This is a genomic window from Oceanobacillus phoenicis, from assembly GCF_047238145.1.
GTDB lineage: Bacteria > Bacillota > Bacilli > Bacillales > Amphibacillaceae > Oceanobacillus.
Genome location: NZ_JBDFME010000001.1, coordinates 457,662 through 474,134 on the forward strand (window position 1 = coordinate 457,662; position 16,473 = coordinate 474,134).

Here is a 16,473-nt window from a genome sequence, read left to right on the forward strand (position 1 = left end):
TCGAATTTACGTGATTCAAGCAGTAATAATTTATTCCGTAGAAGTTCAAAATTGCTTCTGCCATACATGACATGATGCGTTTGTTTGTTTTTAACTTGTTCATACTTCCATCAGCTACTCCGATATTATAGGAGAACGTAAATGCATTTTGGACTGTATCCATCTCCTTTTTTATTCCGTTCGAAAACTATTTAATTCACTTAATTCAAGATTTTCTGCCTCCGCTATCCATGCTGGTAAAAATTCTTTCTTTCTAATCTCATTAAAATTCCAAGCCAAGTCATTCAATTTTTTCTAACAATAGATATTTGCGGAAGGCATTTCATGCTTTTCTTCACTCTTATTATCATCCTTTTTTACCTTTTCCCTTAGATCGGTCTTAAATGCCTAAGAAAGAGCCAGGAATAAGATCAGAAATAATCCCAATTAAGTGCCAGAGTAAAAGCCCGAAAGCCAATCGTGATAAGACATCAAGGAGATTAGAAGTATAATATATAAAGCCTCTTGATGTTTTTTGTTTTAATCAAGGGACTTATCTTTAATATTAGTTATTCTAAACATATGAATCTGAATTACCTGATGTATTTCAATATAAAATTTCTTTTTTATATTTGCCTTTCTTAGCACCTTCCATAACCTTACTACTTCAACCGCTTTACTCATGTCTTGGATAACTTGCTCTACCCTACGTAAACGAAATTCTTGTTCGGATCCCAAGCCTCATTAATAAATGCTTTGGTTTTCGGCATCTTATCTAATTTTTGCCCTAATAACGCTCTTTCACCTATTGCATCCCCAATGCTTTTAACTGTTACCCTCTTTGGTTTTACATTCCGGTTTCTAAGTTCCCATGTTGCCTTCTGAACCCTATCTAAAATTTATTGATCTCGTTTCTCCCAATCTATCCGTTTATTTTCTCTATTTCCTTTTAGTAGTTTAGGTGAATTATTATGTAACCATTCTTTATCATTTCTATACAAGTAGGCATACGTTGACGGCTTTTTGTTTCTCAGTTTTGTTTTAGATAGATTCGGATAATCTTGTTGCAATTGCAACCATGCTTTATGGTGATATACCATTGAATCAGCTTTATCTACATTCAAAAATTCCGTAGATTTAGATTCATTTACGTCTGCATTTGCATATTTAACCACCGTATTAGGATCAACATGTAGCCTACGAGCTATTTCCCGATAACTTAATTTCTCCTCAACCAATACACTAAGCTCCTTTTTCCAAAGGTAACCAAAGTTCATTATTCTGGTATATCTAAAACGATCTACTCCATTCTGCTCTTGACCTTTTCTAGTATAGGTAAAATCACAATGTTTACAAGAAAACTTATCAATAGGCTGTTTCGTTCTCTCACAGCTTCTAATCGGACTTCCTGAATAACATCTTTCTTGTAATTTGGACAAACTATGTTTAAACAGGGCCACTTTGGTTTTCCAAAAGGTTCAACCTCTAATGGAGTTTTTCGGAAAACTTCATTAACTTCTAATCCAAGAAAATTAAGTAATAGAATATGATAATAGGGATGAAATGATTTTCGATGTTTTCTTGTAATTGAGGCCAACCATAATTTTGTGGATTCCATCCCAACATCTATGTTTTTAAGAAATTCATCTAAATAATATTCCTGAAAAGCCCTTTTTGAAGATTTTACCGTTCTTTTCATAATTGATTTATTTATTGTTTACCTTTGCATCAATTTTTCACCATATCTATTATCTGTCACATATATCCATTTTCTTTTTTAATTCTCCATTATAAACTTCCAAGTGATACTTCAATAAAAATCAAAGAAAAATACATGAACAAAATTTACATACCAATCTTAATTAAATCCTCGGTGGTCTTTTACTATTTCTAATGATAAATTCAAGTTCTTTGTAGACTGGTTATGAATTACAAAAGTAAGAACTTTCTTTGTTTATTATAGATATTTTTGGTAACACATAATTGCTCATCCTTTATTGGACTATACCCATTTTATCTTATATCTCCAATATTATTAGTCTATTAACTCTTTATTCTCACTTTCTTCTACTATATCCCCCTGTTACTTTCTCCTTCCCTCACCAATCTCCCCTCAACCCCTTATCCCCCAAGGCTTCACTCACTCTTTTACGCCTAAAGGCAATGTTATTAAGTTCTTCCCCAAAACCCCCATTTTCGCCCTCTTTTTCCCGCTCTGGGTTGTATCGAATATTCGGACAATGTTAAAGAGTTCGTACCGAACAGAGAGAAGAATCAAGAGAAAAGAAAGGAAATATAGCAATTGTAGGATGGTGTTACATTTAGGAAACAAAATGAATAGAGATTGGAAATCCTACGGATTTAGAAATTGAAAAGGCTATTGAAACCCTTATTGGACAAAGGATTGGTGGGTTATTGGATACATAGAAAAAGACTGGACCACTATTGGATCCAGCCTGAGTTGATATTGATTTTATGATTGAATCAAGATTGAATACATATTGCTCGTCTGCTCTTTTTTCCTCCACACTCTTCCCTCTAATGTACCAACTATTTAACAGTAGGTACCGACTTTTTAGCGTGGGGAAGTGGAAAGTAACAGGGACATATTTATTACTTATTTAAACCCTCAATTACTCAACCGTCACAGATTTTGCCAAATTCCTTGGCTTATCAACGTCACAGTCACGGTGAAGTGCAGCGTAGTATGCAAGTAATTGCATTGGAATAACACTTGCTAATGGTGTTAATAGCTCATGCACATGTGGGATTACGAATGCATCCTCATCTTGCTCTAAGCCTTTCATGCTTACGACCATTGCATTTGCTCCACGAGCAACAACTTCTTGCACGTTTCCGCGAATAGAGTAATTTACATTTTCTTGTGTCGTTAACGCAATAACTGGTGTTCCTTCTTCAATTAGCGCGATCGTACCATGTTTTAATTCCCCTCCAGCAAAACCTTCTGCTTGGATATAAGAAATTTCTTTTAGCTTTAATGCCGCTTCTTGAGCTACATGGTAGTCTGTGCTACGTCCGATAAAGAACGCATTGCGTGTTGTTCCGAAATAATCTCTTGCTAATTGTTCTAATTCTTCTTTTTGATCCGTTAATACTTCCATCGCATTTGCAACAATTGCTAGCTCTTGAAGTGGATCGAAGTCTAATGCTAGACCTTTTACTCTTGCTGTATCTACAGCTAAAATTGCCAGTACTGCTATTTGTGCAGTGTATGCTTTTGTAGAAGCAACAGCAATTTCAGGTCCTGCATGTAAATGCATCGTATAATTTGCTTCACGAGAAAGGGTAGAACCTGGCACATTTGTTAGTGTAAGTGCTGGGTGTCCTAATTCCTTAATTTTTACTAATACAGCACGACTATCTGCTGTTTCTCCACTTTGTGAAATAAATACAAATAATGGTTTTTCAGATAGTAATGGCATGTTATATGAGAATTCACTTGCTACATGAACTTCTACTGGAATATTCGCTAGTTTTTCAATAAATTCTTTCCCAACTAATCCAGCATGGTAACTTGTTCCTGCTGCAATGATATAAATTCGATCTGCATCTTTCATTGCTGTACGAATATCTTGATCAAGTTTCAACTGACCCTTGTCATCTTGATACTCTTGGATAATTTTACGCATTACAATTGGTTGCTCATCGATTTCTTTCAGCATGAAGTGAGGGTAAGTTCCTTTTTCTGTATCACTTGCATCGATTTCAGCAGTGAAAGGCTTACGCTCTACTACTTGACCATCCAATGTTTGTACTTCTACATGATTGCGGCTTACAAGTACGATTTCTTTATCAAAAATCTCCAAATATTGGTCTGTTTCTTTTAATGTAGCCATGGCATCACTTGCTACAAGGTTGAATCCTTCTCCTAAACCAACCAATAATGGGCTTTTGTTTTTAGAAACGTATAGCGTTTCGCTATCTTCCGCATCAATTAATCCAATTGCGTACGAACCTTTAAGCAGGCTCATTGCTTCGCTAAATGCTTTCCTCGTATCTTGATGTTTTTCATAAAGTTTTTCGATTAGCTGTACGATTACTTCTGTATCTGTTTCACTTACAAAAGATACATCTGCAAGGTACTCATTTTTAATATCGATATAATTTTCAATAACACCGTTATGAACAATAGTAAATCTTTCAGAAGTACTTTGATGTGGGTGAGCGTTCATTACGCTTGGTACACCATGTGTCGCCCAACGCGTATGTCCAATACCCATTGTAGATTCTACAGTTGCATCTACATCCTCACGTAATGTAGCAATACGACCTTTTACTTTTGTTACATGAACGCCATTATCATTTAGCGTTGCAATTCCTGCAGAGTCATATCCGCGATATTCTAGCTTTTCTAATCCTGTTAGTAAAATTTCTTTTGTATCATTTTGTCCAATATAACCGACGATTCCGCACATGTCGATGTCCTCCTTGAATTAAAGGGGCAGACAAAAAGACCGACTTTAAGCGAGTGTTCAAATAGGGAGAATTTTTATAACCCCTATGAACATCTTCTTTTAGTGAAGGGGCCTATTGCTGCCCCTTTCCCGTGTATTTTAGTATTTAATAAGACATCTTTCTTTATCCTTTTGTGCAATAGGTCACCCTACTGTTTTAAAGATAAAGCTTCGACTGTGATGACAGCCGGGAGGCACCCGCCGAAAAATCGATAACCTCCACCTCGTCAACTATCCTTTCAATCCGTCCGAAGAATAGTCCTGGCGCTTGTGATTATAATTCCTAAAATTACGCTCTATAAGCTCCTTTCCTGTACTAGTTGCCCTTGCTTTCGGACTTATATTACGTAGGAAAAACAAGAACTCTCTTTATTCTAACGGAAAGATAGAAAATTGGTCAACTATTTTCTTGTTTTCCTGCAACCAGTTTATGAATTTATGTCGGAAAGGTTACGACACGTGCCTCGGAACCATTAAATAAAGAAAGTTCTCTCATAGGAATAGCTATACAATTTGAGTTAAAAATGCAATCTAGAGTATTTTTTGATGGATTTCTTAACTATTTTAAATTTTTGAGGTACTATCCACTATTTATTCAGGATTTCTTATGGAGTTTTGGGGCTAGAGGTAGGTGTTATTCACCACTTTTCCAAATTTCTCTTCTTGTTTTGGACTTTAGAACGGCTCTATTCACCACTTTTCCAGATTCCTCTTCTTGTTTTGGGTTTTAGAACCTGTCTATTCACTACTATTTCAGATTTCTCTTCTTGTTTTGGGTTTTAGAACAGCTCTATTGGACTTATGTCAAGAAAATGGACACTAAATTTCATTACTAAGTAAAAGCTAAGTGCCTACCGCGCTTCGCTTACTGGGACTTTGGAGATGAAAAGTTTAAATGCACAACTTTCCTTCTCTAAAGCCTATTGAGTTACTTTTGAGTAATTTTCATTTTGTGTTTTATTATAATGTCTTTCATATTTATTTGGAGATACATAACCTAATGCAGAATGTTTCCTTTTTTCATTATAGAAATGACGAATGTAATAATTAACTGCCTTCACAGCTTGATCTCGTGTGTTGAATCTATTTCTGTATATTAACTCTTTTTTTATGGTGGCATGAAAAGATTCTATACAAGCGTTGTCATAAGGGTTTCCTGTTCGACTCATGCTTATTTTCGCTTTTATCTTGTTTAATTCATTGATATATTCATGCGAACAATATTGAGATCCTCGATCAGAATGATGAATCAACCCTTCTCCAGGATTTCTAGTAGTCATTGCCATTTTCAAAGCTTTCAAGGCTAGATCCTTTTTTATATGAGGCGCTTGCGCCCAACCAACTATTTTTCTAGAACATAAATCCAAAACAGAAGCAAGATACACCCATCCTTCTATCGTCCAAATATAAGTAATGTCGGATACCCACACTTGATTTGGTTCATCAACAGAGAATTCTTGATTAAGCAGGTTCGGATAAATATGAAGGTGATGATTGGAATCCGTTGTATGGACGCGCTTTTTCGAAATGATCGCTTTCAGTGACATTTCCTGCATGATACGAGCCACGGTCTTTTGCGAGATAATATATCCTTCTTCAATTAAATCACTATGGATCCTTGGGCTTCCGTAGGTTCCAAAGCTATTATGAAAAGATTGACTTATTTTTCGTTTCAATTCTTCTCTTTTTTTCTCTCTATCAGAGGCTTCCTTTTCTTGGTTAGAAAGCCAATTATAATACCCACTTCTAGAAACTCTTAGGACTTCGCACATCCTCACCACTGGATACTCATCTTGATGACTGTAGATAAATTGATATCTTATTCCTGGTTTTTGTGAAGATGTGCATGGCCTTTTTTAAAATTTCATTTTCCTCTTTAAGCTTTAATATTTCTTTATCTCTTTCACTTAAAACTTTTTGATGATCCTCCGAACTTATAAACCGGTCTTTCTGACTTATGGTCTCAGGCTTCACGGTCTTTTTATAATTTTTCACCCATCTCCCCAGCGTACTATATGGAATATTTAATTCATAAGCAACTTCTTTTACCACCCGATTCTCATCAACTATTAATTTACAAATATAATCTTTATACTCTTGAGAGTAAGCCATGATGAACACGTCCTTTTATTGGTTAATTTGATTATAAATGATTAATCTCATTTATGCGTGTCCATTTTTTAGACTAGCACTACTATTCACTACTTTTCCGGATTTCACTTCTGATTTTGGGTTTTAGAACTTCTCAAGTTAGCACAGAATTTACAAGGGCTTCAAACGATTCTAGTAAAAATAAAGTTGAAGCTAAATGTAATCTGCTCTACTGTGAACAGTAGTACAAGTACCATAAGCATCTCACATTTAGCTACAACTTATTCTTCTACATGTTATCCTTGGTGCTTATCAAGAAAATCAAGCATCCATGTGTAGACCTTTATTTCATTTTCTTTCTTAGAAAATCCATGCCCTTCATCTTCTAATACGTAATATTCTACATCTCTTCCTTTTGCTTTTAGCTTCTCTACGATTTGATCCGACTCTGCTTTTACCACGCGTGGATCTTTTGCCCCTTGGATCACTAGCATCGGTTTCGTCATTGTATCTAAATACGTATCTGGAGAATCTCGAATGAATCTCTCTTTATCACGTTCTGGATCTCCCACCCAATTTTCCATTATTGGCTTCCAATCCTCTGGAACAGACTCTACAAATGAAAATAAGTTACTTGGACCAAATATATCGATAACGGCTTTAAAATATTCTGGATGTCTACCATGTAAGAGCAAGGCCATATAGCCACCGTAGCTTCCTCCTACTAAGAATAAATGATCAGGATCACTAATACCTTGTTCAAATAACCATTTGATTCCTTCTACATTGTCAAGTCGTGGACCGTATCCCCAATCCTGCTCTACCAATTTCACGAATTCTGAACCATACCCAGTACTACCTCGGAAATTAGGTGCAAAGATATTGTAACCACGATGCAGAATGCTTTGGAACATCGCACGGAAAAATTTCCGTTCAGATGCTTGTGGTCCACCATGTGGCCAAAATACTGTATAGCCATTGGCGTTCTCCGAATTCGCTTTAAATAACAGTGCCTCAATTTCCATTCCATCAAATGATTTATACGTAACCACTTCTGGATCTACTAACTCTGATTCATCAATTCCGAGCACACGATTCGTGGTCAATTGCTCCCATTCGGGTTCTTTAGTAGAAACAAAAATATTCAACGGTAGCGTGGCTGTACGTCCTAATACATATACGTTTCCAGATTTCATGACTTTCAATTGCTCAACAATATCAAATGGTGTATTTAATTCTGTAACACTGTTATCAGTCAGTTTGTAATGATATAGTTTATCTAAGACACCTTTTTCCGTAACTATATAAAAGGATTTCGATTCTTTATGGTACTTTAATGTATTTAATGATTCTTCTTCTAGTTCTAATACTTTCTCAAAATTCCTCGTACTCAAATCAAACTTGGCTAGATAGCTATAGTTACTATCATAGTCGGTCAGGAAATAAATCGTCGTATCATCTGTAAATATTGGGTCATAGGATACGTGTACTTTCTCCGGGTTAGGGGTTAAAAATACCGTTTCTTCTCCCATTTGAACAAAAGCGTTATTATACGTATTAGCAAACATACGAATATAGACAAAAGACGTTTCATTTTCAGACACAGCCTCTATACTGGTTGGTCCTTTATCTCCTTCATAAATCAACGTATCGGAATCATTTTCTAAATCTTTCATACGTGTATTTAAAAAAGAAGGATTGCCCACAGAGGTATTATAATAAATACGTTTTCCATCTTCACTTAGGTGACTAAATAAAAATTTATCGTCAGGTTTTCCTGTAATTAATGGTTTGGGAATCCCACCTTCATAGGGAAGGGCATAGATTTGGTAATTTTCATCACCATCACTATCAAAATCTGTTAGGACATATCCCCCCTCGGGATCAAAAACTGTAAAATTAGAGGATTCTCCTTTTTGTGCGAACTGATAAGGAAACTTGCTCCCTTGCTTTAAATCCATTGCCCATAAATTTGACGTCCCATTTATATTTGTTGCAAACACTAATTTACTTTCATCTTTATTCACATTAAAATGGTTGATTGTATATGTGCGAAAAAACTGTTCAACCGTAGATTTAGGAAAATCAATCATCTCATAACACCCCTTAATATTTTCTGATTATTTGTATACTTTCAATTTTATCATGAAGTTAGGATATAGTAACAGTCTAACGATGCTTTTACCTCCGCCTCTAGAAGGAAATTTTGCGCAAACAAAAAGACAGCGAATCAATTGCGCTGTCTTTTCTATTTATGCTCCTAAATGCTTTTCGATTACTTCGACAATACGGTCAGCGTATTGTTCACATTCTTCTTTTGTTTTTGCTTCTACCATCACACGTACCAATGGCTCCGTACCAGATGGTCTTACTAATACACGTCCATCTTCACCAAGTTCTTTTTCTACTGCATCTACTTCATCTAATAAAATCGAGCTACTTAGTGCTTGATTTTTATCCATTACGCGAACATTCTTTAATACTTGAGGAAAGACAACCATTTCATCAGCAAGCTCGGATAAAGGTTTCCCTGTTTCACGCATCACATTAACAAGTTGAATGGCCGATAACATCCCGTCACCAGTAGTAATATAGTCTAAGAATATAATATGACCAGACTGCTCACCACCCAAGTTATATCCATTTTCACGCATCTCTTCCATCACATATCTGTCACCGACAGAAGTTTTATTACTTTTTAGTCCTACATTTTCTAATGCTTTGTAAAAACCAAGGTTGCTCATTACTGTAGATACCACAGTATCTTTACGTAGCATACCTATCTCATGCATATATTTAGCACAAATATACATAATTTTATCACCATCAACTAGGTTACCTTTCTCATCAACAGCGATAAGACGGTCTCCATCTCCATCAAAAGCAAGACCAATATCTACTCCTTTTTCTAAGACAAATTCTTGTAATTTGTCTGGATGTGTAGATCCAAAACCATCATTAATATTTAATCCATCTGGAGATGAACCAATCGAATAAATATCTGCTTCTAGGTCAGCAAAAAGATGTGTTGCCAGACTAGAGGTTGCTCCATGAGCACAATCGATTGCAATACGGATTCCTTCGAAGTCATTATCAATCGTATCTTTTAGATAAGATAAATACTTCTGTCCACCCTCAAAGTAATCATTGACAACTCCGATATCTGCTCCTGTTGGTCGAGGTAAATTATCCTCACCCTCCATCAGTGATTCAATTTCATTTTCTTGTGCATCAGTTAATTTAAAACCATCTGGGCCAAAGAATTTAATTCCATTATCTTCTACAGGATTATGAGAAGCAGAAATCATTACTCCTGCTTGAGCACTAGTTGCCTTCGTCAAATATGCAACACCCGGAGTAGAAATAACTCCTAATCGCATTACCTCAGCACCAATGGATAACAGACCAGCTAAAAGAGCGCCTTCTAGCATATGGCCAGAAACACGTGTGTCTCGTCCAATTAATATGCGAGGTCTTTCACTTTCTTTCGTAAGTACATATCCACCGAAACGTCCCAACTTAAATGCAAGTTCAGGTGTTAGACCTTCGTTTGCTACTCCTCTCACGCCATCTGTTCCAAAAAATTTACCCATTACATACCTCTCCTTTAGTTACCAATACATACATTAGTTAATCTTGATTTTGGTCTTCGTCTTGCTCGGATTGATTGGCTTGCTCAGACCCACTAATCTCTACACTAACTTCTTCGACTTCAGTGGTGACATTAATTCCTTCTTCATTCGGAGCCTCAATCGTTATAGGTAATTGATGTGACCCTGGACTTAAATCTGTCAATTCTATAAATGCTCGAAAATCTTCTATTGATAAATCATTAATAATTGTTGCATCACCAGAAGTAGTTATATTTAATTCCCCTGAGGAAGGATCTAAGAAATCAAAAGCTAATCCATCACTTAGACCCTCATCCTCTATCGGAACATTTTCAAATACTCTTGACGATTCAACATCGACAGTTACTTCTACCATTTCCATTTCAGGAGCATAAACGCCTTCTGGTAATTGTATTGGTACTTCAATTGTACCGGATTCGTTTATCTCAGATAAGTCGATTTCCTCTGTACTTATTTCAGAAATTTCATCTAGACGACTGCTAGTTGAATAAATTTCGACTTCTTCTACATTAGCAGAAATTGAATTTAATGAATAGCCCTCTGGTAATTCTCCTGTTGTCTCAACGGATAATGGTACAGACTTACTTGGATTATTAACATCTACGGAGACTTGTACATTCTCCGGATCTAAACGAACATCTAGCTCGTTCCCTTGTAAATCATATACATTTATCGGGAGCTCTCTACTATTAATTGATCCATCTACACCTTCTAAATTAACATAAACTTTCACAGTACCAATCGCGTCAATAACACTTCGAGAACTAGTGATTGTGACGGTAGATGGTTCTATTCTATAATCAGTCATTTCAAAACCATTCGCCATTTTGTCTTCATTAATAAAATCTGCAACGACCGTAAATTCTTCTGAGGCTCGTTCTTCTATCGTTACCTCAATTGTTTTCGGCTCAATATACACTTTCACATCGTTTTTATTGATTGTATGCTCTAATTCAACAACATGGGTTCCTTCCCCTAATCCTTCTAGGTCTACAAAAACCTCAAAGTTACGTTGGAGAACTAACGGTGTAACACTGCCGGAAGTACCTTGTAAACTAACTTGGACGCTCTCAGGAACTCCACTAACTACATACTTATCTCGGTCAATCTGAATTTCTACCGGCACATCACTTAATAATTCAGATTGTTCTCCCAGACTAGAATATGTTGAATCGGAATTTCCTGGATCATTATCATCAGAAACATTTACAAATGCATATAAGAATATCGCAAAAGCTAATGAAAACAAGCGGACAAACCATTTACTGCGAAACCAATTATCCATCTTTATCAGTCCTCCGTTTCCTCGATTTTCTTTCTGAGGATTTTGGAACTAATGACATATGTTTAGCCAACGCATCACTTAGTTTTTCTTGATCAATATCTCGATGTAGTTCCCCGTTCTTTGTAAACGAGATAGCACCTGTTTCCTCTGATACAACAATCGTTAATGCGTCAGTTACTTCACTAATACCCATCGCTGCACGGTGTCTGGTTCCTAGCTCCTTTGAAATAAAAGGGCTTTCCGATAATGGTAAGTAGCAAGCTGCAGCGGAGATTTCGCCTTTTTTTATAATTACTGCTCCATCATGTAATGGCGTATTTGGAGTAAAAATATTTGTAAGTAACTGATGAGAAAGCTTACCCTTTATCGAAATTCCTGTCTCCGCATAGTCGCCAATTCCTGTTTCTTTTTCTATCGATATAAGTGCCCCAATTCTTCGTTTTGCCATATAATTACAGGATTGCAAAATAGCACTTATATCATTTTGGATAATTTCTTCTTGTGACTTAGCACTTCGAGCAAATAAATTTCCTCTACCTAATTGCTCGAGTGCCCGCCTCAATTCTGGCTGGAAAAGTATTATAATTACAATAAGTCCCCAACTAATAATTTGGTTTGTAAAAAACTGGATTGTTTGGAGATTAAGAATTTGACTTACTCCCCATACAATAATCACTACGGCAATTCCTTTTAATAATTGAATTGCTTTTGTGCCTCTGATTAGCATTATTAATTTATATAATACATACCAGACGAGAGCTATATCTACGCCAATACGTAACAGATTTAATATGTCAAATCCCCCATCAAGCATGCCCACACATCCTTTGCCAGTTTAATTTATCTATGTCAAAAAAGCCTACTTTTACATTCTTTTCCTTTTTTACAAATTTCATGTATCGAACGTTATTAATTATAACATAAAACAAATGATTTAGACCCTTGCGTAAGTGTTTTCGAGCTTGCTTTTTTATTAATGGGGGTAGTAATTAATTTATCTGATGCTTTATTTAATAATGAGTCAATTTCTTAATTAATTATTCTATTTAAAACAACGTAGAATTATTAGTTAATAGAACTCATCTCTATACCAAATCTTAAGCGAAGAACAAGGTTTTTAGTGCTGATAGCAATTAGCCAAAGTTTTCTCTCCGAAAGTAAAAGCCGCCGATGCCAACTAAAAAAGCGTTCAAAATATCTAAATAATTCGGATACTCAAAAATTACCCTTTAAGAAATTCAAACACGTCCTAAAAATACTCAAATAAATAGTATCCAAATACCATTTCGATACTTAGATACTACTATTTATCATCAAAAAGAGAATACACCTTTGAAGAAATTTTTAATATTGTACCAAATCCACTCAAACATTCGATCAATTGTCTCTAGTTCGCCATTAACTCCTCCAACTGAGGCCATTAACCCTTCCCCATTCATTTCCATTTCGTTATCTAGAATTTTCCCATTGAAAATGGTAACATCTCCATCAACTGTTCCCAATAATAATAAATTTCCATTCTTCACCAATACATCACCAGGTACAGTAACTCCAGCTGGCACAATAACTGTATCTCCATCGACAATTAATTCCTCTTGAGCTGAGACAACAAGCTGGTCGGTAGATTGTGTCCATGTAGAAATCATACCCCCGAGCATCAAGACAAGGAAAATAGCAGCCGCAGTCCACATTGGATGAAGTTTAAACCAACGTCGATACTTCACTGTCTTCTTTTCCGATGGGAGATTTGCCATAACATTTTCGGTAAATTCTTCTGGTGCTTCTATTCGTTCTGCACTACGCATTAATGTTATCGTACGATTTAATTCATGAAAATGTTTCTGACATGATTCACAATCTTCCAGATGCCTACGCAATCTCGACTCATCTTCTCTTGTGATATCTCCATCTAAATATATATGCATTAAATTTAAATAATCTTTACTGCAACTCACGTAGAACACGCTCCTTTACACATGTCGAAGCCTCTTTCGTAGGGCTTCCCTTCCCCGATGAATTCTCGTTTTCACTGTCCCTAAAGGGATATCGAGTATTTCACTTATTTCTTGTAAAGAGAATTCCTCTAAATATCGAAGCATTATAATACTCCGGTACTTTGCTGGTAATTGTGATATCTCATGATGTATATATCGTTGTAGCTCTCTACTCTCTACTTCTTCACCTGGAAGGCGTTCTGTGCTTGCCAATTGGGAATACATATCTAGCCCTTCTGTTCCCTTAACTTCGGCATCTAAATAATAATCTGGCTTTCTCTTTCGTATACGATCTATCGTTAGATTCGTTGCAATACGATATAACCAAGTTGAAAATTTACGCTTTTCATCAAACGAATCTATATTTATATACGCTCTAATAAAAGCCTCCTGCGCTATGTCCTCCGCTTCATGTTTGTTACCGAGCATACGATAACAATGCTGAAATATTTTATTTTGGTAAAAGGAAACCACTTCAGCAAATGCGGATTGATCTCCTTTTTTTACTTGTTTTATCTTTTCTATGATAAATTGATCCATCTGACTACCTCCGCTATCCATGCGGTACTCATTGTACGAATTCCACCTGCATTAGGTTTCACTTTTTTTATAAAAAATTTATTAAACTGTTTATGTATTTAAAAAAAAGGGTATATAGTAACTATTATACTAAAAAGGAGGGCAATTTTGTGGATAAACACACATTATTTGAGGAAATCGAGCAATGCAGGAAAGAAATGCTTGATCTATACGGGAAATACGATCTCACCTCAGATACTGTTATATCAACAAGCATGAAGCTAGATCAACTAATGAATGACTATGAAAAAATAATATAAAAAGAGAAAATAAAAGGGTAAAAAGACATCCACATACAATCGTCGGAATGTCTTTTTTATGTGTCTTATTCTTCATTTGTTAGGGTACATTCACCTTCTAATGAAGGCTGTAATGTTAAGGGCTTAATTCCAACTTCTTTCCAAGCATGAAACAGATTATCTACTTGTTCTTTAGAATACATAAATGCTATTCCACAATCTCCACCACCTGCACCTGATGGTTTTCCTGCACCACCTAACCGCTCAGCAAGATCACATAAATTGGACAGCATCGGTGTTTCAATTGGTGTATTAGCTTTTTCACCTACATACACTAATGCTTGCCGATTTTTTTGCACTCCGGTCATCAACATATCTAGATTCTCTTTATTCATTCCATCTAGGAAGAGACGTACTGCTTCTTCACTACTTTGTAGAAAATATTCATATGCATCTGAATCACTTGATTTTAATAAACGAATTTGTTGAACAAGATTCTTTGTTGATGCAGCAGTACCTGTCCAACCTACACATACATTTAGAAAATCAGGCATTCGAATTTTTTTAGATTGATAATATGTCCACTCCATATCAACAACCTCTGAAATAGTGGAAGCATTTTGATATGTCTTCAATAACCAATCTGCTTGAAAAGAACTGTATTGGCGGAACCCGCCATATGTAGAAGCCGCTATATCCGCACCAGATCCGTTACCTTGTGTGCAGACATGAGACAACGCCGCTAAACGAAAAATGATTTCCTTTGTTGCGTAACGAGGTGCAACAAATCGCAGAATAGCTGAAACCACAGAAGTTACAATAGCCGCACTAGATCCTAAGCCATATTTTACACCTGAAGCATCATCTAATTCACTTCGAGTAGTTAAATGAAATGGAGGAATTTGTTTCTCTTGTTCTTTTAAGAACGTTAAAGTTATCTGTATCGCATCGGCAACAAATGAAAAACGCTTGTCATTTGACTGTATTTGAACTTTATCCGCTTTATAAGACCATGGAATATCATGCAATCCAAAGTCCTCCAACGAAAGTCGAAAGTCGGTTGATTCAGTAATCGTTGCATACACATATCGATTAACTGCCATCACCGCAAGTTCATGATAAGGTTCTAAAACTGCAAATTCTCCAGCAATCATAAGTTTCCCTGGCGCTTTAACGGTAATTTGTTTCTTACTCAACTTGTCCAACCCCTACAAATAACTTATTCCTTTTCCTGGTTTACTAACAATCACTTCTTCTACGCCGGTAATTTGCTGAAGTCTTTGCTTCACTTTCTGTTCATCTTCTGGTAAATATAATACTTTAACATTTGGTCCAGCATCAATGGTGAAGTAAGCAGGAATTCCTTCTTCTCTCATTTGTTGTACATTTTGCATCACACGCATTGTTGTGTCTTGCCAATACGTAAAAGGAGGATTAGCGCCTAATGTAGTTGCGTGCATTCGCATGCAATTGGCTTCTGCAATATTCCCCGTTTTTTCAAAGTCTTTATCAATTATTGCGGTTTTTATTTCTTCTAAATCCTTTGGTGTTTGTTGTAACCATCCATCATAGAAAGGAGAAGTTTCTACGGTTCTTCGCATGCCATCACGACTGGATACTTTCTTCTCCGTCGCTGAAAGGACAACAGCAGCCACTCTAATATCCCAGTGATCCTTTGAAGCAACAGGTACTGCGTAAGAATCAGATCCATCTTCTCTTTCTCCCATTTGCCATTCGACAAAACCACCAAAAATAGAACGACATGCTGAACCTGAGCCTTGTCGAGTTAATATGGATAGTTCCCGATCATCTAGTTCTAAACCGATTGCTTTCGTACTAGCTGCTGCTAACGCTGCAAATCCTGACGCCGAGGAGGCAAATCCCGCAGCAGTCGGAACATGGTTTAAAGAATGTATTCTAGCATACATATCTTTGCCTGCCATAGTTCTAACTTTATCTAAGAACCCTATCACACGTTTGCTCGCTTCGCCTTCTACAAATTTATCATTCAAGAAAAATTCATCCGAACTTAAATCATCTTGAAAATGAACTGTCGTTACAGTTGAAAACCCATCTAACGTAAGAGATAGGTTACTATTTGTTGGTAATATAATTGGTTCATTTCGCTTTCCCCAATATTTTATCAATGCGATATTTGTATGCGCCTTTGCTGTTGCTTTCATTGAATTACTCCTCAAT

At 36.1% G+C, this 16,473-nt stretch carries 12 protein-coding genes and 1 pseudogene; 1 reads left to right on the forward strand and 12 read right to left on the reverse strand.

Annotation, left to right across the window (positions count from 1 at the left end):
• Positions 1-680 precede the first annotated feature (680 nt).
• The 10 genes and pseudogenes from ABC346_RS02475 to sigW form a co-directional block, all read right to left on the reverse strand.
• A pseudogene (locus tag ABC346_RS02475) lies at positions 681-1,678 on the reverse strand (TnsD family Tn7-like transposition protein).
• A gap of 934 nt (positions 1,679-2,612) precedes the next feature.
• Positions 2,613-4,415 carry a glutamine--fructose-6-phosphate transaminase (isomerizing) gene (gene glmS, locus ABC346_RS02480; protein ID WP_413233401.1) on the reverse strand — a complete coding sequence of 601 codons (1,803 nt, stop codon included), beginning with the start codon at positions 4,413-4,415 and terminating at the stop codon, positions 2,613-2,615.
• A gap of 959 nt (positions 4,416-5,374) precedes the next feature.
• Positions 5,375-6,226: an IS3 family transposase gene (locus ABC346_RS02485; RefSeq protein ID WP_413236498.1), complete on the reverse strand. Its 852-nt coding sequence runs from the start codon at positions 6,224-6,226 to the stop codon at positions 5,375-5,377.
• A 16-nt stretch (positions 6,227-6,242) separates the two neighbouring features.
• Entirely contained in the window at positions 6,243-6,566 is a 324-nt protein-coding gene (locus tag ABC346_RS02490; protein WP_413233402.1) for a transposase, read from the reverse strand.
• Positions 6,567-6,841: 275 nt separating this feature from the next.
• Positions 6,842-8,638: a S9 family peptidase gene (locus ABC346_RS02495; RefSeq protein WP_413233403.1), complete on the reverse strand. Its 1,797-nt coding sequence runs from the start codon at positions 8,636-8,638 to the stop codon at positions 6,842-6,844.
• Between the two features lie 159 nt (positions 8,639-8,797).
• Positions 8,798-10,138: a phosphoglucosamine mutase gene (gene glmM / locus ABC346_RS02500; RefSeq protein ID WP_413233404.1), complete on the reverse strand. Its 1,341-nt coding sequence runs from the start codon at positions 10,136-10,138 to the stop codon at positions 8,798-8,800.
• A gap of 37 nt (positions 10,139-10,175) precedes the next feature.
• Positions 10,176-11,462 (reverse strand): CdaR family protein, encoded by a 1,287-nt coding sequence (locus tag ABC346_RS02505; RefSeq protein ID WP_413233405.1) that lies wholly within the window; start codon positions 11,460-11,462, stop codon positions 10,176-10,178.
• The gene (cdaA, locus tag ABC346_RS02510; protein WP_413233406.1) at positions 11,455-12,276 is read right to left on the reverse strand and encodes a diadenylate cyclase CdaA; all 822 of its coding nucleotides are present in this window, start codon (positions 12,274-12,276) and stop codon (positions 11,455-11,457) included. The genes ABC346_RS02505 and cdaA overlap by 8 nt, the downstream gene beginning before the upstream one ends.
• Positions 12,277-12,775: 499 nt before the next feature.
• A complete protein-coding gene (rsiW, locus tag ABC346_RS02515) occupies positions 12,776-13,417 on the reverse strand; it encodes an anti-sigma-W factor RsiW (protein WP_413233407.1) in 642 nt (213 codons plus the stop codon).
• 15 nt (positions 13,418-13,432) lie between these two features.
• Positions 13,433-13,996, reverse strand: coding sequence for an RNA polymerase sigma factor SigW (gene sigW, locus ABC346_RS02520; protein WP_011064629.1), 564 nt, complete (start codon positions 13,994-13,996; stop codon positions 13,433-13,435).
• A 149-nt stretch (positions 13,997-14,145) separates the two neighbouring features.
• On the opposite strand from sigW, the gene ABC346_RS02525 reads away from it, so the two are divergent.
• Positions 14,146-14,295: a Spo0E family sporulation regulatory protein-aspartic acid phosphatase gene (locus ABC346_RS02525; protein ID WP_413233408.1), complete on the forward strand. Its 150-nt coding sequence runs from the start codon at positions 14,146-14,148 to the stop codon at positions 14,293-14,295.
• A gap of 65 nt (positions 14,296-14,360) precedes the next feature.
• Here the strand turns inward: ABC346_RS02525 and ABC346_RS02530 are convergent, their stop codons facing one another.
• Both ABC346_RS02530 and mvaD read right to left on the reverse strand, forming a co-directional pair.
• Complete coding sequence (locus tag ABC346_RS02530; protein ID WP_413233409.1) at positions 14,361-15,470, reverse strand: phosphomevalonate kinase; 1,110 nt, start codon at positions 15,468-15,470, stop codon at positions 14,361-14,363.
• Between the two features lie 12 nt (positions 15,471-15,482).
• A complete protein-coding gene (gene mvaD / locus ABC346_RS02535) occupies positions 15,483-16,457 on the reverse strand; it encodes a diphosphomevalonate decarboxylase (protein WP_413233410.1) in 975 nt (324 codons plus the stop codon).
• Positions 16,458-16,473 lie beyond the last annotated feature (16 nt).

Excerpts from the sequence above, each read along its gene's own strand:
- sigW (WP_011064629.1), bottom strand. The coding sequence starts at position 13,996 with ATGGATCAATTTATCATAGAAAAGATAAAACAAGTAAAAAAAGGAGAT.
- ABC346_RS02485 (WP_413236498.1), bottom strand. The coding sequence starts at position 6,226 with ATGTGCGAAGTCCTAAGAGTTTCTAGAAGTGGGTATTATAATTGGCTT.
- glmS (WP_413233401.1), bottom strand. The coding sequence starts at position 4,415 with ATGTGCGGAATCGTCGGTTATATTGGACAAAATGATACAAAAGAAATT.
- mvaD (WP_413233410.1), bottom strand. The coding sequence starts at position 16,457 with ATGAAAGCAACAGCAAAGGCGCATACAAATATCGCATTGATAAAATAT.
- cdaA (WP_413233406.1), bottom strand. The coding sequence starts at position 12,276 with ATGCTTGATGGGGGATTTGACATATTAAATCTGTTACGTATTGGCGTA.
- ABC346_RS02490 (WP_413233402.1), bottom strand. The coding sequence starts at position 6,566 with ATGGCTTACTCTCAAGAGTATAAAGATTATATTTGTAAATTAATAGTT.
- ABC346_RS02505 (WP_413233405.1), bottom strand. The coding sequence starts at position 11,462 with ATGGATAATTGGTTTCGCAGTAAATGGTTTGTCCGCTTGTTTTCATTA.
- glmM (WP_413233404.1), bottom strand. The coding sequence starts at position 10,138 with ATGGGTAAATTTTTTGGAACAGATGGCGTGAGAGGAGTAGCAAACGAA.
- ABC346_RS02495 (WP_413233403.1), bottom strand. The coding sequence starts at position 8,638 with ATGATTGATTTTCCTAAATCTACGGTTGAACAGTTTTTTCGCACATAT.